The 19,460-nt window shown below is 60.5% G+C and carries 21 protein-coding genes and 1 tRNA gene; 13 read left to right on the top strand and 9 right to left on the bottom strand.

Going from position 1 to position 19,460, the window contains the following annotated elements; genetic code table 11:
- Positions 1–9: 9 nt before the first annotated feature.
- The 3 genes from C8C92_RS02750 to mscL are packed head-to-tail and all read right to left on the bottom strand — an operon-like array spanning position 10 to position 2,373.
- Positions 10–702, bottom strand: a complete 693-nt coding sequence (locus tag C8C92_RS02750) for a DUF2461 domain-containing protein (RefSeq protein ID WP_116742967.1) — start codon at positions 700–702, stop codon at positions 10–12.
- 21 nt (positions 703–723) lie between these two features.
- Entirely contained in the window at positions 724–1,884 is a 1,161-nt protein-coding gene (locus C8C92_RS02745; RefSeq protein ID WP_165829249.1) for a Do family serine endopeptidase, read from the bottom strand.
- A gap of 39 nt (positions 1,885–1,923) precedes the next feature.
- The gene (gene mscL, locus C8C92_RS02740) at positions 1,924–2,373 is read right to left on the bottom strand and encodes a large conductance mechanosensitive channel protein MscL (protein WP_099761010.1); all 450 of its coding nucleotides are present in this window, start codon (positions 2,371–2,373) and stop codon (positions 1,924–1,926) included.
- A gap of 412 nt (positions 2,374–2,785) precedes the next feature.
- On the opposite strand from mscL, the gene petA reads away from it, so the two are divergent.
- The 8 genes from petA (at position 2,786) to C8C92_RS02700 (ending at position 8,515) form a co-directional block, all read left to right on the top strand.
- Positions 2,786–3,394 carry a ubiquinol-cytochrome c reductase iron-sulfur subunit gene (gene petA / locus C8C92_RS02735; RefSeq protein WP_099761011.1) on the top strand — a complete coding sequence of 203 codons (609 nt, stop codon included), beginning with the start codon at positions 2,786–2,788 and terminating at the stop codon, positions 3,392–3,394.
- 2 nt (positions 3,395–3,396) lie between these two features.
- Positions 3,397–4,809 (top strand): cytochrome bc complex cytochrome b subunit, encoded by a 1,413-nt coding sequence (locus C8C92_RS02730; RefSeq protein WP_099761012.1) that lies wholly within the window; start codon positions 3,397–3,399, stop codon positions 4,807–4,809.
- 36 nt (positions 4,810–4,845) lie between these two features.
- Entirely contained in the window at positions 4,846–5,610 is a 765-nt protein-coding gene (locus tag C8C92_RS02725; RefSeq protein ID WP_099761013.1) for a cytochrome c1, read from the top strand.
- Between the two features lie 120 nt (positions 5,611–5,730).
- Positions 5,731–6,342 carry a glutathione S-transferase N-terminal domain-containing protein gene (locus C8C92_RS02720; RefSeq protein ID WP_010394154.1) on the top strand — a complete coding sequence of 204 codons (612 nt, stop codon included), beginning with the start codon at positions 5,731–5,733 and terminating at the stop codon, positions 6,340–6,342.
- A gap of 104 nt (positions 6,343–6,446) precedes the next feature.
- On the top strand, positions 6,447–6,959 hold the full coding sequence (locus C8C92_RS02715) for a ClpXP protease specificity-enhancing factor (RefSeq protein ID WP_071079859.1): 513 nt from the start codon (positions 6,447–6,449) through the stop codon (positions 6,957–6,959).
- Between the two features lie 26 nt (positions 6,960–6,985).
- Positions 6,986–7,061 (top strand) — tRNA-Thr (locus C8C92_RS02710).
- A 115-nt stretch (positions 7,062–7,176) separates the two neighbouring features.
- A complete protein-coding gene (locus C8C92_RS02705; protein WP_116742966.1) occupies positions 7,177–7,764 on the top strand; it encodes a hypothetical protein in 588 nt (195 codons plus the stop codon).
- 247 nt (positions 7,765–8,011) lie between these two features.
- Positions 8,012–8,515 carry a hypothetical protein gene (locus tag C8C92_RS02700; protein WP_133250688.1) on the top strand — a complete coding sequence of 168 codons (504 nt, stop codon included), beginning with the start codon at positions 8,012–8,014 and terminating at the stop codon, positions 8,513–8,515.
- Between the two features lie 315 nt (positions 8,516–8,830).
- Here the strand turns inward: C8C92_RS02700 and C8C92_RS02690 are convergent, their stop codons facing one another.
- Both C8C92_RS02690 and C8C92_RS02685 read right to left on the bottom strand, forming a co-directional pair.
- A complete protein-coding gene (locus tag C8C92_RS02690) occupies positions 8,831–9,187 on the bottom strand; it encodes a hypothetical protein (protein WP_116742963.1) in 357 nt (118 codons plus the stop codon).
- A 282-nt stretch (positions 9,188–9,469) separates the two neighbouring features.
- Positions 9,470–10,708, bottom strand: coding sequence for an AAA family ATPase (locus C8C92_RS02685; protein WP_243420096.1), 1,239 nt, complete (start codon positions 10,706–10,708; stop codon positions 9,470–9,472).
- Between the two features lie 173 nt (positions 10,709–10,881).
- Between C8C92_RS02685 and C8C92_RS02680 the strand changes: the two genes are divergently transcribed.
- The 3 genes from C8C92_RS02680 (at position 10,882) to C8C92_RS02670 (ending at position 14,335) form a co-directional block, all read left to right on the top strand.
- Positions 10,882–12,756: a methyl-accepting chemotaxis protein gene (locus C8C92_RS02680; RefSeq protein ID WP_116742961.1), complete on the top strand. Its 1,875-nt coding sequence runs from the start codon at positions 10,882–10,884 to the stop codon at positions 12,754–12,756.
- Between the two features lie 15 nt (positions 12,757–12,771).
- The gene (locus tag C8C92_RS02675; RefSeq protein ID WP_243420095.1) at positions 12,772–13,980 is read left to right on the top strand and encodes a hypothetical protein; all 1,209 of its coding nucleotides are present in this window, start codon (positions 12,772–12,774) and stop codon (positions 13,978–13,980) included.
- 148 nt (positions 13,981–14,128) lie between these two features.
- A complete protein-coding gene (locus C8C92_RS02670) occupies positions 14,129–14,335 on the top strand; it encodes a dodecin (protein WP_034753599.1) in 207 nt (68 codons plus the stop codon).
- A gap of 14 nt (positions 14,336–14,349) precedes the next feature.
- On the opposite strand, the gene C8C92_RS02665 is transcribed toward C8C92_RS02670, so the two are convergent.
- Positions 14,350–14,661 (bottom strand): hypothetical protein, encoded by a 312-nt coding sequence (locus C8C92_RS02665; protein ID WP_099761015.1) that lies wholly within the window; start codon positions 14,659–14,661, stop codon positions 14,350–14,352.
- 151 nt (positions 14,662–14,812) lie between these two features.
- Between C8C92_RS02665 and C8C92_RS02660 the strand changes: the two genes are divergently transcribed.
- Together C8C92_RS02660 and C8C92_RS02655 are read left to right on the top strand one after the other, a co-directional pair.
- Positions 14,813–15,187: a hypothetical protein gene (locus C8C92_RS02660; RefSeq protein ID WP_071079861.1), complete on the top strand. Its 375-nt coding sequence runs from the start codon at positions 14,813–14,815 to the stop codon at positions 15,185–15,187.
- Between the two features lie 211 nt (positions 15,188–15,398).
- Positions 15,399–16,388 carry an EDSAP-1 family PEP-CTERM protein gene (locus C8C92_RS02655; protein WP_116742960.1) on the top strand — a complete coding sequence of 330 codons (990 nt, stop codon included), beginning with the start codon at positions 15,399–15,401 and terminating at the stop codon, positions 16,386–16,388.
- A gap of 69 nt (positions 16,389–16,457) precedes the next feature.
- Here the strand turns inward: C8C92_RS02655 and C8C92_RS02650 are convergent, their stop codons facing one another.
- From C8C92_RS02650 to C8C92_RS02640, 3 genes are read right to left on the bottom strand one after another with little or no spacing between them, the layout of a single operon-like run.
- Positions 16,458–17,516, bottom strand: a complete 1,059-nt coding sequence (locus C8C92_RS02650) for a LytR C-terminal domain-containing protein (RefSeq protein WP_116742959.1) — start codon at positions 17,514–17,516, stop codon at positions 16,458–16,460.
- Between the two features lie 11 nt (positions 17,517–17,527).
- The gene (locus C8C92_RS02645; RefSeq protein ID WP_099761018.1) at positions 17,528–18,466 is read right to left on the bottom strand and encodes a type II secretion system F family protein; all 939 of its coding nucleotides are present in this window, start codon (positions 18,464–18,466) and stop codon (positions 17,528–17,530) included.
- A gap of 14 nt (positions 18,467–18,480) precedes the next feature.
- Positions 18,481–19,458 (bottom strand): type II secretion system F family protein, encoded by a 978-nt coding sequence (locus C8C92_RS02640; RefSeq protein WP_116742958.1) that lies wholly within the window; start codon positions 19,456–19,458, stop codon positions 18,481–18,483.
- Between the last annotated feature and the right edge of the window lie 2 nt (positions 19,459–19,460).

Here is a 19,460-nt window from a genome sequence, read left to right as displayed (position 1 = left end):
CTTCAGCAATTACTCGGTGACTTCCTCCGGCTCTTTCGCGCCGCGCATCCACTCGACCAGCGGCCACGCATCCTGCAAGCCTTCCGCCAGGGTCGGCAGCAGTTTTTCCGGTTCGTTGACGGGCAGCGGTATTTCGGTCCAGACAAAAAAGCTTTTCAGCTTGATGAATTCGATATGTTCGGCATCCGCGTCAAACCCCTTGGGCGGGCGCTGCAACTTGCCCTCGTTCTGGATGGTGCCGAAACGGGCCTTCAAGCGCTTATTTTTCAGCACTTTGGAAAAACCTGGCGCGTCGTTGAGCATATGCTCGCGCAGCGCCTTCAGGCGGCCTGGCGGCGGCATGTATTCGCCGGCACCGAACAGCAAATTGCCCTGGCCATCGATCTGCAGATAATACGTGGGGCCGCCCGCCTTGCTGGGACGGCGCATGTCGTTCGGCGCGATGGCGGCCGAAAAACGCGTTTTATACGGGCTTTTATCGTGCGCGAAACGCACGTCGCGGTTGATGCGGAACAAGGCCTTCTTCGGATTGCAGTATTTCACGGCCGGGTCGAACTTGCCGAGTTCAGCAATGAGTGACGTCACCAGCGCCAGGAATTCCTCGCGCAGGATGTCGTAGCGGGGCTTGTTCATGACAAACCAGGGACGGTTGTTGTTGTCGCTCAGTTCACGTAAAAATTGGGTCAAATCACGCACATGCATGTGTCAAATTCCGATCAACAACTATTTGGAAAGCTCTTTCGGGATGGGGCGCTTGCCCACCATCACGTCGAGCGCCGCTTCGCGATTTTTGCGCAGCACCGTCATTTTAGCTTTTCCGCCGGGCGGCAGTTGGGCGATCAGATTCAGCATTTCCGTCGTGTCGCCCACGGGCTTGCCTTCCACCGTCAGCAGGATGTCGCCGGGCACGATGCCCGCCTTGTCGGCCGGGCCGTTGCGCACCACGCCGGCGATGATGGCGCCGCTGGTGCGCTGCAAGTTGAAGCTTTGCGCCAGCTCGGGCGTGATGTCCTGCGTTTCCACGCCGATCCAGCCGCGCACCACGTGGCCATCCTTGATGATGGCTTCCATCACCGTCTTGGCCGTCGAGACAGGGATGGCGAAGCCGATGCCGACGGAACCGCCGCTTTGCGAGTAAATCGCCGTATTGATGCCGATCAAGTTGCCGCGCGTATCGACCAGGGCGCCGCCCGAGTTGCCGAAGTTGATGGCCGCATCCGTCTGGATGAAGTTTTCAAAGCTATTGATGTGCAGATTGTTGCGGCCCAGCGCGGAGATGATGCCCATGGTCACCGTCTGGCCCACGCCGAACGGGTTGCCGATGGCCAGCACCACATCGCCCACGCGCGCCAGTTCCGACTGGCCCAGCACGATGACGGGCAACTTGTCGAGGTTGATCTTGATGACGGCCAGGTCCGTTTCCGGGTCCAGACCGACGATCTTGGCAGGCGCCTTGCGGCCATCGGTGAGCACCACTTCGATTTCGTCGGCGCCTTCGACCACATGGTTGTTGGTCAGCACATAGCCTTCATGGCTGACGATGACGCCGGAACCGAGGCTGTTTTTCAAGTCCTCGCCATCCTCAGCGTCCGGGTCGCGCTCGCCGAAGAAACGTTTGAAGAAGGGATCGCGCGCCAGCGGATGGGCGCCGCGCTTGGGCACTTGCAGGGTGAGGATGTTGACGACGGCGGGCATGGCGCGCGCCGCCGCGTCGCGGTAGGAACCGGGCGCCAGGCTGCTCGACGCCGTTTCCACCACGGGCACCGGTTTCGCGGCAGAGCCCAGTTGCTGTACCCGGCTGGCCGGGCGCAGCGCGCCGTACACAAAGTACAGCGCCAACGCGATCGTCACGGTTTGCGCAAACAATAACCAGAATCGTCGCATAGTTCTCTGCCCAGGTCAGCCGGCCGGTGCCGGAACGACTTATTTTGCCAGATTGTTGCTGTTGCGTGCGTTCTGCTGCAGGGAATCGCGGATTTCACGCAGCAGCACGATGTCTTCCGGCGTGGCCGGTGCCGGTGCCGGCGTGACCGGTTCGCTGCGGCGGGCCTTGTTCATCAGGCGCACCATCTGGAAGATGATGAAGGCAAGAATGATAAAGTTGAGCAAAATGGTCAGAAAATTACCGTAGGCCAGCACGGCACCCGCCTTTTTCGCTTCCACCAGGGTCATCGTCGTGGCTTGGCCATTCAGGGGCAGGTAGTAATTGGCGAAATCGAGGCCGCCGAAAATGCGGCCGATGGGCGGCATGATCACGTCTTGCACCAGGGAATCGACAATCTTGCCGAAGGCGCCGCCGATGATGACACCGACTGCCAGATCGACAACGTTGCCTTTCATTGCAAATTCTTTAAATTCTTTCATCATTGCCATGAATTTCTCCTTCGGATAGATATAAAAACATGCCGATCATACTATTGATTCCCAGTGCCACCAACTTGTGGTTGTCGGCGAGACCAATTCGTGCACAGCCAGGCGCATCTAGTTCGAAAGAACTAGCCACCTCCTGCAAAAGTATATAAATTATGGTACAAGCAACGTTTTTGTTCTATTCGTTGTTTGCTTCACTTATAATTTGCGGTTGCCAGAAGTGGATTTTTCACTTCCGGATAATCAACAAGAAACTGGCACGGGCTGCGCCATTGGCCGAAGTTCCGCAGGGATGTTGCCACTTTACCGCGCAAAGACGCGGGTTGCGGCAATCAGTGGGAAAGAGCTTCGGCGACGGGTTTTTCGCGGCTGCCACTCATAATAAAGATTCGCATTTTGACTGATTGGGGTTTGCATGAGTAACGAAAAGCAGGTCGATTCAGGCCGTCGCGGCTTGCTCGTCGCCACGTGCGCGGCGGGCAGTGTAGTTGGATTGGCAACCGCGGGAGCCTTGGTAAGCACCTTCCAGCCGTCGGAGCGCGCGAAAGCGGCTGGCGCGCCGGTCGAAGTAGACATCACCACCTTGCAACCCGGCGAAATGCGCACCGTCGAATGGCGTGGCAAGCCGGTCTGGATCCTGAAGCGTACGCCGGAAATGATCGCGTCCCTGAAAAAGACCGATGGCAAAGTCGCCGATGCCAATTCGCAACGCAATCCCGCCGAATTCACGCCTGACTACTGCATGAACGAGGCACGCTCGATCAAGCCTGAAATTCTCGTCGCCGTCGGCATCTGCACCCATCTGGGCTGCTCCCCTTCCTCGAAATTTGCCCCCGGCCCGCAACCGTCGCTGCCCGATGACTGGGAAGGCGGCTTCCTGTGCCCTTGCCACGGCTCCACCTTCGACATGGCAGGCCGCGTGTTCAAGAACAAGCCGGCGCCGGACAACCTGCAAGTGCCGCGCCATATGTACCTGAGCGACACCAAATTGCTGATAGGTAAAGACGAGAAAGGCGAGGCTTGATCATGGCAGCTTTTAAAGAAACGAAATTCCCGGCAGACGCCCCCGTCGCCGAAAAAGCGCTGGGCTGGGTCGATGACCGCTTTCCCCTGACCAAGCTGTGGAACGACCAATGGGGCAAGTACTACGCCCCGAAAAACTTCAATTTCTGGTACATCTTCGGCTCGCTGGCCATGCTGGTGCTGGTCTTGCAGATCGTCACCGGCATCTTCCTGACCATGCATTACAAACCGGATGCGGCCCTGGCCTTCAATTCCGTCGAGTACATCATGCGCGAAGTACCGTGGGGCTGGCTGGTGCGCTACATGCACTCGACGGGCGCCTCGGCCTTCTTCATCATCGTCTACCTGCACATGACGCGCGCCCTGCTGTACGGCTCCTACCGCAAGCCACGTGAGCTGATCTGGCTGTTCGGTTTCGCCATCTTCCTGTGCCTGATGGCCGAAGCGTTCTTCGGCTACCTGCTGCCATGGGGCCAGATGTCGTACTGGGGCGCCCAAGTGATCGTCAACCTGTTCGGCGCCATCCCATTCATCGGCCCTGACCTGTCGTTGTGGATCCGCGGCGACTACGTTGTGTCCGACGCGACCCTGAACCGCTTCTTCGCCTTCCACGTGATCGCCATCCCGCTGGTACTGCTGGGCTTGGTTGCAGCGCACTTGATCGCCCTGCATGAAGTCGGTTCGAGCAATCCGGACGGTATCGAAGTGAAGGAAAACCTGGGCGCCGATGGCCACCCGCTCGATTCGATTCCGTCGCATCCGTACTACACCGTGCATGACCTGTTCGGCGTATCGATCTTCCTCGTCATTTTCAGCGCCGTCGTGTTCTTCGCGCCGGAAATGGGCGGTTACTTCCTGGAATACAACAACTTCCTGCCCGGCGATTCGCTGAAGACCCCGCTGCACATCGCGCCAACCTGGTACTTCACGCCGTTCTACTCGGTGCTGCGTGCCACCACGGCCGACTTCATGTACGTGCTGATGGGTGTCGTGGCGGCCTACGTGGTGTTCATCTGGCTCAAGTCGCGCCTGTCGACGACCGTCAAGTCGGCAATCGCCGGCATCGCCATCGTCGCCATCATCGGCATGCTGCCGCAGGTGCTGGACGCGAAATTCTGGGGCGTGGTGTTCTTTGGCGGTTCCGTCGTGATCCTGGCCTTCCTGCCATGGCTCGACCATTCGCCCGTGAAATCGATCCGCTACCGTCCGAACTGGCACAAATATGTGTACGCCATCTTCGGCCTGTCGTTCCTGATCCTGGGCTACCTCGGCACCCAGGCGCCAACGGATACGAAAACCATCGTGTCGCAAGTGTGCACCCTGATTTACTTCAGCTTTTTCCTGCTGATGCCATGGTGGAGTGCAATGGGCAAGTTCAAGACCGTGCCGTCGCGTGTGACGTTTCACCCGCATTAAGCCGCTCTCACGCCACGCTCAAAGGACATACATCATATGAAGATTGCAAAAAAACTGCTCGCCATCCTGGCCTTCGTGCCTGCCATGGCTCTCGCCAGCGAAGGCGGCTTTCCGCTGGACAAGGCTCCTGACCGCCAGACCAACATGGCGGCGCTGCAGCATGGCGCCAAATTGTTCGTCAATTATTGCCTGAATTGCCACGCCGCCGTGTCGATGCGCTACAACCGCCTGCGCGACCTGGGCTTGACGGAAGACCAGATCAAGCAGAATCTGTTGTTCTCAGGCGATAAAGTCGGCGACTTGATGACGACTAGCCTGGCACCGCAGGACGCCAAGGCCTTCTTTGGCGTCGTACCGCCCGATTTGTCGGTAATTTCGCGCGCGAAATCATCTTCCGCTGGCACAGGCGGCGACTACCTGTATACTTACCTGCGTACGTTCTATAAAGACGACACTCGGCCGACCGGCTGGAACAACATGGTCTTGCCGAATGTTGCCATGCCGCATGTATTATGGGAATTGCAAGGTGTCCAGACTGCCAAGTTCGTGGAAGAGACGGATCCCCACGAGCCCAGCAAGAAGATCCACAAATTTGCCGGCTTCGAGCAGGTCAAGCCCGGCACGTTGAACAAGATCGAGTATGACAATGCGGTAGCCGACCTGGTCGGCTACATGGAGTGGATGGCCGAACCGGCACAGCAAACACGCAAACGCCTGGGCGTGTGGGTGCTGCTGTTCCTGTCGGTATTTGCTCTGCTGGCATGGCGCCTTAACGCGTCGTTCTGGAAGGAAGTCAAATAAGTGAGGCGCCGGCCATAGGCCGGTTTATGCCTGTTTCTGCGTTGTCCGCATGAGTGGACAAGCGACCTGGGGTGAGCCGTTCGCGGCTTCACCCCCTTTGTTTCTAAGGAACTATAAAAAATGATGGTTCTCTATTCGGGTACAACCTGCCCATTTTCGCAACGCTGCCGCCTGGTCCTGTTTGAAAAAGGCATGGACTTCGAAGTGCGCGACGTCGACCTGTTCAACAAGCCGGAAGATATTTCGACCATGAACCCGTATGGCCAGGTGCCTATCCTGGTCGAGCGCGAACTGATCCTGTATGAATCGAACATCATCAACGAGTACATCGATGAGCGCTTCCCGCATCCGCAACTGATGCCAGCCGATCCGCTGATGCGTGCCCGCGCGCGCCTGATGCTGTTCAATTTCGAAAAAGAACTGTTCGTGCACGTGCACGTGCTGGAAAGCGAACGCGCCAAGAGCAACGACAAGGCCCACGACAAGGCACGCGCGGAAATCCGCGACCGCCTGACGACCCTGGCGCCGCTGTTCCTGAAAAACAAGTACATGCTGGGCGACGAATTCTCGATGCTCGACGTGGCTGTCGCGCCGCTGCTGTGGCGCCTGGACCACTACGGCATCGAACTGTCGAAGACGGCTGCACCGCTGATGAAATACGCCGAACGCATCTTCTCGCGTCCGGCCTATATCGAAGCGCTGACCCCTTCCGAAAAGGTCATGCGCCGCTAAGATTATCCCGGCAAGCCACGCTTGCCGGGATATCTGTGTCTTTTGAACTACCGGTGCGCCCGCCTCATGCTTGATGGGGGCGCTCCCGCCTCACAGTGCCTACCATGTCTGAAATCTCAACCAAACCCTATATGCTGCGCGCCATCTACGAATGGTGCACCGACAGCGGCTACACGCCTTATCTCGCGGTCAAAGTCGATTCGCGCACCACGGTACCGATGGAATACGTGAAAAAGGGCGAGATCGTGCTCAACATCAGCTTCGGCGCCACCAGCGGCCTGAAGATGGACAACGACGCCGTCCGCTTCCACGCCCGCTTTGGCGGTGTCTCGCGCGAAATCTACGTACCGGTCGACAACGTGATGGCCATCTACGCCAACGAAAACGGCCAGGGCATGGCCTTCGAGCCCGTGCTGGGCAACGATGACCCCGATGCACAACCGACGGACAGCCCGGCCTCCGCCGACCTGCCGCCGCCAGCGCTGGCCCCGGTCTCCAGCGCCCCGACCCTGTCGTCCGTGCCAACCAGTTCCCCCGAACAACGCGACAACGCCACGCCCGGCGACGACGAGCCACCAAAAAAAGGCGGCCGCCCGACCCTGACACGCATTAAATAGCGTATAATTCGCAACGCACAGTTTTTGCCGACTTAGCTCATTTGGTAGAGCAGTTGATTTGTAATCATCAGGTGGCCAGTTCGAAACCGGCAGTCGGCACCAGAATTCAGTAGGAAAATCAAAGGGTTACATGCTTCGGCTTGTAACCCTTTTTTAATTCCCTTGCGTCTTTTCCTCCCCATGTAACCGCTGTGTAACCCGATTCGGAAAATATCACATGGCCATCCCGACGTTCACGCTCGACACCAACTGCATAATTGATATCGATGAGGGACGACCCAATGCCGGATATATTCAACAACTGGTGCAAGCCCACAACGAGGGCACGGCATCTGTTGCCCTAATTGCGATGTCGGCGTCGGAATCTCAAAAGTCCGGCCGGCAGCTTGACAGCTTTGCCGAATTCACAGAACGCACCGCTGCCTTGGGGTTGGGGGCTTTAGAAATGGTCTATCCAATGTTTATCTTCGATATTAGCTACTGGGATAACGCATTGTGGACTGACGAAAAGGGTATTCAGTTGCAGAGGGTTATCCACAAAATTTTGTTCCCTACCATCCCTGATGAGTGGGAGTCATACTGCTCCGCTCACGGAGTCGCCCCGCTTGTAATTGATGCCTACCATTTTAAAAAGTGGAAGAATGCATTGTGTGACGTGCAAGCCTATTGGGCACACGCCAATGCAAAGCGGGATGTTTTCGTGACGCAGGACTGCAATTTTCTTAAGTCCAAGAAACAATCCCTGATATCGCTCTGTGGTGGCCGTATAGAAACCCCAGCGGCTGCCACAGCTCTTCTGATTTGAACACTTCCTATTCGCACCTCCACGAACGCCGGGATGCTGTCCACCGCAAAAACCGCTCAGAAGACGTTGAACAGGAAGTCGTATCTTGTAAGCCATATTTTTCATAAAATCATGTGCAAAAACACGATTCTGTACCCGGTTTCGTACCCGGTATTACGTTTCTCTGCCGTACCGGTGCCGGAAACCATTGCAGCATCGACGTGGTTGAATCACACAGCCTCAATAGTCATCACCTTGGGCTATACTTGTGAAGTTGCCAATAAAACCCTCATCTGCCGCTATGAATGTCCATCGCAAACTGCTTATCTTAGGAATCAATCAACTTTTAGAAAAAGGGTTGATACGCTTTGACTATACCGAAGAGGAATCTCGTGGCGCAGGCGGCTACATCACTACAGTGATTGCCGGCGAAACTTCCATAGTCAACTGGGACCCTATAGGCTCAGGAGAGCTGCGCATTTCCGTTTGGTGGAAGTTCAATATAGATAACCATCCGCAGGCCAATCTCAGCGGCGCTCAACAAGAAAAATTCCTCACCTCCAGCCCTTTAGCGAAATCGCAGCACTATCCTAAATTTGTAGGGGCAACCGCTAGTGGCTGGCTTGAGCGAGAAAGAGGTCGTTATCTTATGGGGAAAGGCTCCGAGAGCATTTTCGAGAAATATTTGCGGAAGGGTGAGAAGCAGGTATTGGAGATGGTTCCGACACCAGCGCCCAACGGCTATAAGGCCGAAGGCAAATTTATCTTCTAAGGACTGTGACATCAGCGCCGCACTTGACATCTGCTCAAGCCACTGAGACTTAGCTTTCTCCATCAACATTTAGGAGAAATCATGTCCTCTTCAAATTACAAGTATCGTAGTCTTCAGATTGAGGTGAGTCTTAGCTCCTACGGCAGGGGCTGGCTGGCTGAGTACTCGATTGGTGGCGGCCCGTTCCAGCGGTGCGATGGACGGCCGCACAGGAACCAAGAACTTGCGATGAACGAGGGGAAGTCGGAGGCGCAGGCGCGTGTCGATTCCATGCTGGCGCTAACTCCCCCGCTGTCCGTGTAATCAAATGTTGCGTCAGTCGTCGTGCATCTTTTGGGCGTCATACCGGCACTGCTGACACTTGAAGTCGTCGTCGATGTATGACAACAGGAGACTCTCGTCGTCGATAATCGAGTCGTTCATACAGGAATCGTTACCGTCTTCCAGGAGGCCAATCACTCCCTCGCAACGTACATTTTGGATTAGCGGCCGGACTGCTTCGTCAAAAAGGAATGCCTGCTTTGCCGACAGGCTGGTCACATCGCCTTTCTGTGCCGAAACAAGTTTCGCAATTCCCACCGAGGCAGCAGCATCAACCTTTTTATCGGTAGCGAGCGCCTCGATGCGTTCCACATCGTTGTGGATAAGATGATTCAGAACTTCAAGATTCATTTCTGTCTCCGGTACGTTACGAGAAGGAAATTATATGCCGGAATTGCAACTCTCCATAAACATTTACGGCTTGCTTAGGGCTGGCTGCAGTAGCAATCGTTGAGCGCATCTTGCATAGCGAAGAGCGCACGAAGGGAGCGAAGGGAGCGCAGAAAAAACAGTGCTCCCTTCGCTCCCTTCGGTGCTCCCTTCAATCGGCGGAGCCTCCGACTTGTGCCAAACATTGCCACGAAGACCGTCATTTTTCCCGAAGACCGCCACACTATTTAGTGGCGGTCTTCGCTATTCTTTGGCGGCCTTCGGCAAAATCCATTGCCATCCATCCTTCATGCCGGCCTTCGCTGCCTCGATGCCCAGGTCGCGTTTCGCGCGCTCGATGGTCCGCCATGCATACCCAGCGCCGGAGGCATCAGGCTTGACCTGCTTTGTCGATACTGGACCGTCCGCCAACAGGTCGCGCAGGAACTGCTCCGCGTCCAGGCGCTCGCCGCCGCCCTCGCTGTCATCGTGTTCAACATCGCCGAGGATTTCCCTGGTCGTGCCCTCAATCACGCCTTCCCATACCGCATGCGTCGCCTCGATGCCGCCAGCAATGGTCACCAGGTCGAGCGAGTAGGCCACGCCGCCGTCGTCGGGCGCGATGTTTGACTTCGCCCTGGCCATCACACGGCGGTTGCTGCCCTCCTCCTTGGCCATCACCAGCACCATGCGCGCCAGGGCGCCGAATGCCTGCGAACCGATAACCCGGTCCTGTGGCGCCTTGCCGGCGCCGCCCTTGGCAAAGTGTGTGATGCCGATGACCGCGCAGCCGTGAGCGTCCGCGAAGTCCACCACCGCCTGCAGGCTGCGGCGCACGTCGTTGGCCCGGTGCATGTCGCCAGCGACGGCCGACACAATCGGGTCTATCAGAAGCAGGCTCACGCCGCCGATGGCATCGACCGCGCGGCGCAGGTCCGCAATATCCTGTGACGGGTCGAACGGCACGCTTTCCCCGTCTTGGGCGATGCCCTCGATGAAGTGGCAGCGTGCCAGGTCGGCGCCGGAGGCAATCAGCCGCGGCACCAGCGTATCGGCGGCCACGTCCTCGCTCGACCAAATCAACACGTTTCCCAGCTGCTTGCACTCGCTACCATCAGGCCAGCGTCCGCCAGCGGTCAGCACGGCGGCCAGCGCCAGGGCGAGTGTGGTCTTGCCGGTACCGGCGGCGCCGGCCAGGATGGTCAGCTTTCCGGCCGGCACCCAGCCCGGCCACAGCCAGGTGATGGGCAGGGGCTTGATGTCGGCGCCACAGCGGATTTTCACCACACGTTCGCCGCGCTGCATGCTCCGGTCGAACTGGCGCACCGTTTCTTCCTGGTGGTCCAGTTCGATGCGGGCGGCGCGCGCAGCGTCAGAACAGCACAAGTGTTGCCAGAACATGGCTACGTTGACGCTGCGGATCCAGGAAAGCGAAAACCACCGAACCGCCACGGCGCGCGTCCATGCGAAAAATGGCTGCCGGCAAGAAAGGGGGATTTTCATTTTTACCACATTCTTGCGATAGTTGCCATGAGGTGAAACTAGTTGACTTGACGCAATAGGCTGCACTGAGTTTAACTGTGTTTATTGCGGCATAGCTGAATCCAGGCTTCGTGCTCGCACGAAAACGTGGACTTTCCCTGTTCGATGCGTCCCTTGTCCATTTTGGAGTTGCCATGTTCCACACTTTGCGTGCGCGCCTTATCGGTATCGCCATTGCCATCGCCGCAGTGGCGCTGGTTCTCCTCTCGACTGTGACCTTCGTGAGCGTGCGTACCAATGTCCTCTCTTCGCTGGACAAGCAGATCAACGATGTCACGCGCCTGTATGCGCGTGAGCTGACCGAGTGGGTGCAGGACAAGCAGCGCATTGCGGGCGCATTGAAGGTAGCGGTGGCCCAGCCGGATCCCCAACCCGCACTCGATACGGCCCGGCAGGCCGGAGCATTGGATTCGGTGGGCTTTGCCTTGAGCGACAAGCGTGCTCACTACAGCGGATGGACGGTGCCACCTGACTTCGATGGCACGGCGCGCCCCTGGTACAAGCTGGCGGTGTCGACAGGTGGCCCCGCCATCACGTCCCCTTATGCCGATGCCGGTACCGGCGAACTGTACGTGAGCTTCGTGGAACCCGTTTTCGCACAGGCTGGCGGTGCGCTCGCCGGCGTGGTCAGTGCTGACGCAAAGCTGACCTCGGTGGTCAGGAAAGTCAACGCCATCCACCCCACGGAAAAGAGTTTTGCCGTGCTCGTCGATGGCACGAACAACACCATTCTGGCGCATGCGCGCAAGGAATTGACGCTCAAGCCGGTCACCGAACTGGCAGCCGGCCTCGATGCCGCGCTGCTGGCGCGCCTGGTCGCGGGCAATGCGCATGCCGAAGTGATGATCGATGGCGCCCCGCAGATGGTGTACGCCGCCAAGGTCGAGGGGACGCCATGGATACTGCTGACGGCGGTTGACCGCGACCTCGCTACCGCATCGCTGAGGTCGATGCTGCGCGTGACGGTGGTGCTCACGGTGCTGTGCCTGCTGGCCGCCGGCGGTTTGATGTCGCTGTTCGTCAGCCGCCAGTTGCGCCGCATGATACTGGTGCGCGACGCGCTGGAAGACATTGCTTCGGGGGAGGGTGACCTGACGCGACGCATGGATACGTCCGGCCGCGACGAGCTGACGCACATTGCCAGCGCCTTCAACCGTTTCGCCGACAAGATCGCCACTGTACTGCTACAAATCCGCGAGGCGTCCGATACGGTAAGGACAGCATCGGGCGAGATTGCCTCTGGCAACAATGACCTGTCGGTGCGCACCGAGTCGCAAGCCAGCGCGCTGGAAGAAACCTCAGCCGCCATGGAGCAACTGATGGCGACTGTCCAGCAGAACGCCGAAAACGCCATGCAGGCTGACCAGCTGGCCGCCAGCGCCACGCAGGTGGCCGGGCGTGGCGGCGAGGTGGTGCAACAGGTGGTGCAGACCATGGGCGACATCAATATTGCCTCGCGCAAAATCGTCGACATCATCAGCACCATCGACGGGATCGCCTTCCAGACCAATATCCTGGCGCTCAATGCCGCCGTTGAAGCGGCGCGGGCCGGAGAAATGGGCCGCGGTTTTGCTGTCGTGGCATCGGAAGTGCGCTTGCTCGCCGGCCGCTCGGCCGAAGCGGCCAAGGAAATCAAGGCGCTGATCGGCGATTCCGTGACGCAGGTCGACGCGGGCAGCCGCCTGGTGGAAAGTGCGGGCGTGACCATGAGCGAGGTGGTGGACAGCATTCGCCAACTGGCCGGTATCGTCAAGCAGATCAGCAGTGCCAGCCATGAACAAAGCAGCGGCATCACCGAAGTGGGGACGGCGGTGACGCAAATGGATGAAAACACCCAGCAGAATGCCGCATTGGTCGAGCAAGCCGCCGCCGCTGCGCAATCGCTGCAGCAGCAGGCCAGCGCGCTGGCCGAGGTGGTCGCAGGCTTCAAGCTGCCGCAGATGGACGGCAGTGCCTTGCCGTCGCGGGCGCCGCAGGCCGGGTCGCGCGACGCGCTGCGCCTGCACTAACAAGGGAGATTGACCATGTCTGCAAACCATCGTGGTGTCGTCCTGGCGGGAGCGTTGTTATTGCTGTGCAACGCCGTAACGGCCGAAGAGGTGGCCGGATCGCCCTGGACCGTCGGCGGCGCGATCCGCTTCAATTATGTTTACAAAAGCTGGCAGGACGACTATCGGAGCGGTTTCGTCGGCCTGGATACGGCGCGGCTGGACGTCAATTTTGACGATGGCACGCTGATCGGCTCGGCGCAATACCGTTACAACCGGTACCCGAAGGGGCAGGGCGGCTATTGGCAGCACTTCCTGCATCACGGCTGGGTCGGTGTGCGCTTGGCCGACAAGAGCACCTTGCAAGCGGGCCTGGTGAAAAATCCGTTCGGGCTGCAGCCGTTCGCGTCGAATAATTTTTACGAGTCGATGGCGTTCTACACCGGTTTCGAGGACAAGTACGATCTCGGCGTGACCTACGCCAGCCCACCCGGCCCCGTCGAGTGGCAGCTGGGCTTTTATCCGCGTGACGGGGGTTCCTATGGCGGCGGCGGCAATACGGCCGGGGCTTCGAACCGCTACTCGTATAATATCGTGCCCGATGATGACCAGCAGGGGTTTGCCACCGGCCAGCGCGACCACGAACGCAATACCTTCACGGGCCGCGTCGTGGCGCACATCGGCAGTTCGGGCCAGCATGAAGTGGGCTTGTCCGCCTTGACCGGCACGATACGTAACGACACCCGCAGCGAAGGGCGCGATACGCGGCGCAATGCGGTGGCGCTGCACTACCGGGGCGGCATGGGACCCTGGAATGTCATGCTGGAAGCCTTGCGCTACAGCTATGGCACCAGCCATGGCGTGACCCAGACCTACGGCGGGCTCGACCCGAACAGCTTCGTCATCCTGGGCGCATTCGGTTATCCCTACCCGGTGGCGGCCAAGGGCGATATCTATATCGCCAACCTCAGCTACGACATCCCTGGCACGCTGGGCCCGCTGGGCGGATTCAAGCTGTATAACGACTACAGCATCCTGCGCAAACGTGTCGGCAACTACAAAAGTTCGGTGCAGAACGTTAGCGGACTGAGTTTTTCATCCGGGAAATGGGTGTTCTACGCCGACTTCATGTTAGGCAAGCATCACCCGTATCTGTCGCCGGACGCAGGGGGGCTGGCGTCGACCTCGCTCCGGCACGATGGCTACACGCGCAGGATCAATTTACAGGCGGGGTATTATTTCTGAGCGGGCAATCTTGCTGACGTCGCCAATGGTTCATGGCCATTTGCATTGCTGCACCGCGCAATGACGTCTGCCGCATTTAGGCGCACTATGGGCACTTGCTGGCGAAGAACAAACTCCGATGTCTGGCTTTCCTACCTGGGGAAACATCATGTCCGCACATACTTACAAGCTCATCGAACTGGTGGGCACATCGACCGAGAGCAGCGATCAGGCGATACGCGATGCCATTGCCAAGGCGGCGCTGACGGTCAAGCATATGGACTGGTATGAAGTGACCGAGTCGCGCGGCCATATCGTCGATGGCAAGGTGGCGCACTTCCAGGTCACGCTGAAGGTCGGCTTCCGGCTCGAATAGGGTAAGGCGGCAACTCACCGCCGCCCGACCACTGCCCGGCTCTCCAGCCACTCGCGGCCGCCGGCCTCCAGCGCGGCCTCGATCACCTTTTCCGGCAAGCTATACACGGTCGCCCAGCTGGCGCGGCCATCCTGCGTATTCGCGGGGAAACTGTGCGTCTCGATGGGCCAGTGGTATTTGCGTTTCAGCGCTTTGACGATGGCGGCCAGCGAGACGCGGCCTTGCAGCGGTTCGGCACCGGACTGGTCGCGGTTCGACAGCAGCACGGCCAGGACCTGGCCGCGGCCCGTGCGTGCGCCGGGGAAAGTGGGAGTTTTGTTTGCCATGGCCTATTTTACCGGGCGTGGCGCGATGTGCCGCACCTTTGATCTGGCGCAAGCGCCGCACCCGCTTTGCGGCCACGATGGGTATTTCGCCAGGCGTGCCGGCGCCCCTCCGGCAGCCTGGGCCACTCATCACGGGGCACAGGAGCCTATCATGCACAGCCTGAACATCCATGCCATGCAATGGCAACCCGTTGCCGATATTTCCGCCGTCGATCCGCTGCTGCCCGCGGATCTGGCCTGCTTTCGCGAATTGCGCGACGTGCTGCAGCGCTACGGCGCACTCGACCGCTTCGGCATTTCCCTGATCCACCGCCATTTCGACATCGCCGACGACGAGGAGCTGATGGAATACACAGATGTAGAGCAGCGCACCTTGACGGTCAAACCTGTCAAGAAAAGCGACATCGACTGGCAGCACACGACCATTACCAACTGGAAATTGACGGAAGGTGAGGAAGTGGCGCGCATCGGTTGCGGTTGCGCAAGCAATTCGGGTGGCCACCTGGGCTATCACCGCGGTACCTGAGGCGGGCCGACGCTGCCCGCCAAGCGGCGTCGGCCTTTCTTACACTTCGCCCTATCCAGCTCAGTCCGCTTTGCGCAAGTAGTTGATTCAATTTACTTTTTTTGTGTGGCACGCAAGCTGCTTATCCCAGTCTACGAGATGAATCCAGGCAAGTCACTCTGGATTCTTTGTCCCCCGGATTTTCCGCGACTGACCACGATAAGAGGCTGCGATGAACGTCGATCACACACGAAGCAAGACCCTGGGCTGGCTGGGCGCACTGGCGGCGGCAAGCCTGCTGGCCAGCGGCCAGGCGCAGGCCGGCGCGTACGGCCTGGCCGTCAATGAGTTGAACAATTTCCGGATCACCACCAGTGCCGGCAGCTTGTCGCTGGCCGGCGCCAACCGCAATGCCAGCGACAGCGCGTTTTTCGAAGGCGGCGTGGCCGTCAATCCGCGCGCCGTCAATACGGGGCCGGCCGCCAACGCCGACGTGCTGCAAGTGTGTTCGGGTGGCGGCTGCAGCGGCTTGCCGCAAAACCACTATGCACCCAGTCCCAGCTCCACCCTGGAATTCGCGCGCGGCGATGCGCACGCCTTCGGCAACATGCTCAATGGCGGCGCCAGCGTGCAAGCCGTGGCGGAAGCACAGCGCAACACGGTCGGCGCCGCCACGGCCACGGCCGGCGACACGCTCACCGGCTCCGTCAACCTGACCCTGTCGAGCGCCGGCTTCATCACCTTCAGTTTCATGGGACGGCGCGACTTGCGCACCAGCGTGACGACCATGGGCGACAAGTCGAACGTGTCGATCATGGATATCTTCAATATCTCGTGCAATGCCGCCAGCCCCGCCGGCTGCCTGTCGAACGCGAACGCCGATGGCGTGATCTTCCAGTTCGCGCCCGATGGCGACGCCAACAATGGTAGCGATATCAACGGCAACCATGGCGCCGGCAGCCTCGACCCGTTCAGCCTGAACTTGACGGCAGGCACGAATGATCCCGCTACCGGGCGCGCCTTCACGAATGGCTTTGCGCTGTTTTCCCTGACCTCGAATTTCGCCCTGCCCGCCGGCAGCTATACCTTGAACTTCGCCAAGTCCACGCGCACCGACATCGTCGTCATCGATCCCCTGGCCGTACCGGAACCGGGCAGCCTGTTCCTGCTGGGTCTGGGGCTGGCCGCCCTGGCGTTCACGCGCCGCCGCCAGCCGGAATAGACACTGGCATGTCAACAACACGCGGCGCCTTTGCAGACGCCGCGTGTTGTTGACACCGGCAGAGGCGTTTTACCCCAGCCGTGCCAGTGCCTGGCGCGCCAGCTGCAACTGCTGCAGATAATAGCGGTGCAGCACGGCGGGGTCACTCAGGTCGCGCCCGAGTACCAGGCGCAGCTCGCTGGCCGGGCAGTCGGCGGCCTGGGTCTGCACCTGCGGCCCAAGCTGGCGGGCCAGCTGGCGCGCCGCCTGCTCTTGCGCGGGCAGGTATTCGACGCGCGTGCGCGCCACCTGGAAGCTGGTTTCATTGGCCAGGCGCACCACCTGCACAGGAGCGCCAGCCAGGCTGCGCGCCAGCGCGGCGGCCATGCCCGGCACGCCGTTGCCATTCACAATTTCCAGGCGCGGCTGCGGCGCGGGCGCCGCCGGCATGGGCCGCTCGGGCACTGCGGCGGGTACGCTGCGCACCGCTGCCGGTACGCGCTGCAAGCGGGCCATGCCATCGCTCTGCGTGATCTCCACGCGCGCCATGGCCGGCGCCTCCGGCACCGGCGCGGGCACAAGCTGCGGCGCCGCCGCGCCGCGCACGAGCGCCAGGTCGCGCCGCAAGTCGTGTTCCCGCAAGCTGGCCGCCTGGCGCCGCATGAGGGCGGCGCGCTCATGCTGCCCCAGCCGTTCGAGTACCTGCGCCAGGTGCTGCCAGGCCAGCGCATTGAGCGGATCGAGCAGACACGCCTGTTCCAGCACAGGCAACGCTTGCGCATCGCGTCCGCTCAAATAATAGGCATGGCCGAGATTGCTGAACAGATAGGCTTGCTGCGGCCGCGCCATGCCCGCTTCCTGCGTCAAGGCCAGCCAATGGGCGATCGCGGCGGCGTGCTCGCCCCGCTGCGCATGCAGCACGGCCAGGCCGTTGCGCGCATTCACGTGGCGCGGCGCATGGCGCAGCGCTTGCTCATAGGCCGCTTGCGCGGCGGGCAGGTCGCCCCGCTCGAAATGCTGGCGCCCCGCCACATAGGCGGCATCGGCGTCAGGCCATGTCGGCACCGGCGCATGCGCCAGTTGCGTGGTACAGGCGGCCAGGCCAAGGCAGGCACAGGCGGCGGCCAGGCGGGAGAGCGTCAAGCGCATGGTGACTCCTTTCAGCGGCTGGCCATGGCCGGCACGAGCACGCGATAGACTTCGATCACGGCCGGCCCCATGAGCACCAGCATCAGGGTGGGAAAGACGCAAAATATCAGCGGGAACAGCAGTTTCAGGGCGATCTTCGCCGCCGCCTCCTCGGCCAGCAGACTGCGCTTGCCGCGCAGGTTTTCCGAATGCACGCGCAGCGAATCGCCCATGCTGGTGCCGAAGCGTTCCGATTGGATCAGCATGGCGACGAGGGTATCGACATCTTCCACGCCGCTGCGCAAGGCCAGGTTGCGCAATGCCTTTTCCTTGGAAAAGCCGGCGCGCATTTCCATCAGTACCAGTTGCAATTCCTGCGCCAGCACCATGCTTTTGATGTGGATCTCGCCCGATACCTTGACCAGCGCACGCTCCAGGCTCAGGCCCGCTTCCACGCATACGGTCAGCAAGTCGAGCGCATCGGGGATATTTTCAAAGATATCGCGCTGGCGCCGCTTGGCCGTGCTGGCCAGCACCAGGTTCGGCAGGTAATAGCCGACGGTAGCGCTGACGCATAGCAGCAACAGCAGCACGCTGCGCATCTGCGCCGCCATGGCGCTGGCCGCATACAGCCCCAGCACGGTGGGAAACAGCAGGGCCAAAACGCTTTTCGCCGCAAAGTACAGGGCCGGCGCGCTCGCTTGCCGCCAGCCCGCATTCATGAAACGCGTGCGCAGCGGCGAGCGCTCCCAGCCCTCTTCCGGCAGCGACAGCTTGCTGAACGGCTGCGCCACGCGCGCCACGCGCTCCACCCAGCCAGAGTCGGCCACCGCGTCGCTGGCCGCCGGCGCCGTGGCGCCGAACAGGCGCTGGCGCAAGGTGCCGGGAATGAAGATCAGCCACGCCAGCAGGGCCAGCGCCACTACCACGACGAAGACAATCCCGAGAAACAGCAGTTGCGAAGTGCTCATGCCACCCCCTGTTGTTATATCCTGATACGTATCACATTGCGCATCCAGACCACGCCCAGCGCCACCATGCCGGCCGCGTACCACAGCAATTTGATGCCGCTGGGATCGGTCCACAGCAGGCGGATGTATTGCGGGTTGACCAGCGCCATGACGCCGATCATCACCACCGGCATCAGTCCCAGCACCCAGGCCGACATGCGCCCCTCGGCCGACAGCACGCGCACCTGCCCCAGCAGTTTCAAACGGGCGCGGATGATGCACGCGATGCTGACCAGCACTTCGGCCAGGCTCCCCCCCGATTCGCGCTGCACCAGCACGGCGATGACGAGGTAGCGCAAGTCCGTCAGCGGAATGCGCGCGGCCAGGTTTTGCAGCGCCTCGTTCATCGGCACGCCGTAATTGATCTCTTCGTGCGCCATCTTGAATTCGCCGCTGATCGGCTCATTGAGTTCGTCGCCCACCATTTGCAGCACGTTGGAAAACGAGTGACCGGCGCGCAGCGCGCGGGCCAGGAAATCGGCCGCTTCCGGCAGTTGCGCCTCGATCTTTTTCAGCCGCGCCGCGCGCGCGCGCAGCACCAACAGGCACGGTCCGCTCACGGCACTGACCAGCAGCAGCAAGGCGCCAGGCAAGGGCATGGACCAGGCCGCCAGCAGCAGCAAGGCCGCCAGCAACAGGGCACCCGTGACGCCGATGAATTGCGCCACCGACCAGGACAAGCCCGATTGCAGCAGCAAGTGGTCGAGCCGCGCCGCCTGCGGCACGCGCCGCAGCAAACGCTCGAGGCCAGGCGCACGCGCATAGCGGCGTTGCTTGAGGATGGAGATCCGCTCCCCACCCGCCTCGCCGAGCGCCGCCATCAGCCGCAAGCGCCGGTTGATGCGCCGCGCCGCGCTGCCATGCGTGCCCGACCACCACAGCCAGGCGCCTTCCACCATCAGGATGCAGGCGGCAAACAGCAGCACGGCAAAGCCGTAGAACACCAGGTCCATGC

This window comes from Janthinobacterium sp. 78 (assembly GCF_003096775.1).
Classification (GTDB): Bacteria; Pseudomonadota; Gammaproteobacteria; order Burkholderiales; family Burkholderiaceae_D; genus Janthinobacterium; species Janthinobacterium tructae.
This window is presented reverse-complemented; position numbering and strand designations above follow the sequence as displayed.

Bases quoted from the DNA above. Each gene is read 5' to 3' on its own strand.
- C8C92_RS02645 (WP_099761018.1), bottom strand. From the start codon at position 18,466: ATGAGCACTTCGCAACTGCTGTTTCTCGGGATTGTCTTCGTCGTGGTA.
- C8C92_RS02745 (WP_165829249.1), bottom strand. From the start codon at position 1,884: ATGCGACGATTCTGGTTATTGTTTGCGCAAACCGTGACGATCGCGTTG.
- C8C92_RS02660 (WP_071079861.1), top strand. From the start codon at position 14,813: ATGCACAGCCTGAACATCCATGCCATGCAATGGCAACCCGTTGCCGAT.
- C8C92_RS02705 (WP_116742966.1), top strand. From the start codon at position 7,177: ATGGCCATCCCGACGTTCACGCTCGACACCAACTGCATAATTGATATC.
- C8C92_RS02680 (WP_116742961.1), top strand. From the start codon at position 10,882: ATGTTCCACACTTTGCGTGCGCGCCTTATCGGTATCGCCATTGCCATC.
- C8C92_RS02720 (WP_010394154.1), top strand. From the start codon at position 5,731: ATGATGGTTCTCTATTCGGGTACAACCTGCCCATTTTCGCAACGCTGC.
- petA (WP_099761011.1), top strand. From the start codon at position 2,786: ATGAGTAACGAAAAGCAGGTCGATTCAGGCCGTCGCGGCTTGCTCGTC.
- mscL (WP_099761010.1), bottom strand. From the start codon at position 2,373: ATGGCAATGATGAAAGAATTTAAAGAATTTGCAATGAAAGGCAACGTT.
- C8C92_RS02640 (WP_116742958.1), bottom strand. From the start codon at position 19,458: ATGGACCTGGTGTTCTACGGCTTTGCCGTGCTGCTGTTTGCCGCCTGC.
- C8C92_RS02730 (WP_099761012.1), top strand. From the start codon at position 3,397: ATGGCAGCTTTTAAAGAAACGAAATTCCCGGCAGACGCCCCCGTCGCC.
- C8C92_RS02655 (WP_116742960.1), top strand. From the start codon at position 15,399: ATGAACGTCGATCACACACGAAGCAAGACCCTGGGCTGGCTGGGCGCA.
- C8C92_RS02650 (WP_116742959.1), bottom strand. From the start codon at position 17,516: ATGCGCTTGACGCTCTCCCGCCTGGCCGCCGCCTGTGCCTGCCTTGGC.
- C8C92_RS02685 (WP_243420096.1), bottom strand. From the start codon at position 10,708: ATGAAAATCCCCCTTTCTTGCCGGCAGCCATTTTTCGCATGGACGCGC.
- C8C92_RS02670 (WP_034753599.1), top strand. From the start codon at position 14,129: ATGTCCGCACATACTTACAAGCTCATCGAACTGGTGGGCACATCGACC.
- C8C92_RS02665 (WP_099761015.1), bottom strand. From the start codon at position 14,661: ATGGCAAACAAAACTCCCACTTTCCCCGGCGCACGCACGGGCCGCGGC.
- C8C92_RS02725 (WP_099761013.1), top strand. From the start codon at position 4,846: ATGAAGATTGCAAAAAAACTGCTCGCCATCCTGGCCTTCGTGCCTGCC.
- C8C92_RS02690 (WP_116742963.1), bottom strand. From the start codon at position 9,187: ATGAATCTTGAAGTTCTGAATCATCTTATCCACAACGATGTGGAACGC.
- C8C92_RS02750 (WP_116742967.1), bottom strand. From the start codon at position 702: ATGCATGTGCGTGATTTGACCCAATTTTTACGTGAACTGAGCGACAAC.
- C8C92_RS02675 (WP_243420095.1), top strand. From the start codon at position 12,772: ATGTCTGCAAACCATCGTGGTGTCGTCCTGGCGGGAGCGTTGTTATTG.
- C8C92_RS02715 (WP_071079859.1), top strand. From the start codon at position 6,447: ATGTCTGAAATCTCAACCAAACCCTATATGCTGCGCGCCATCTACGAA.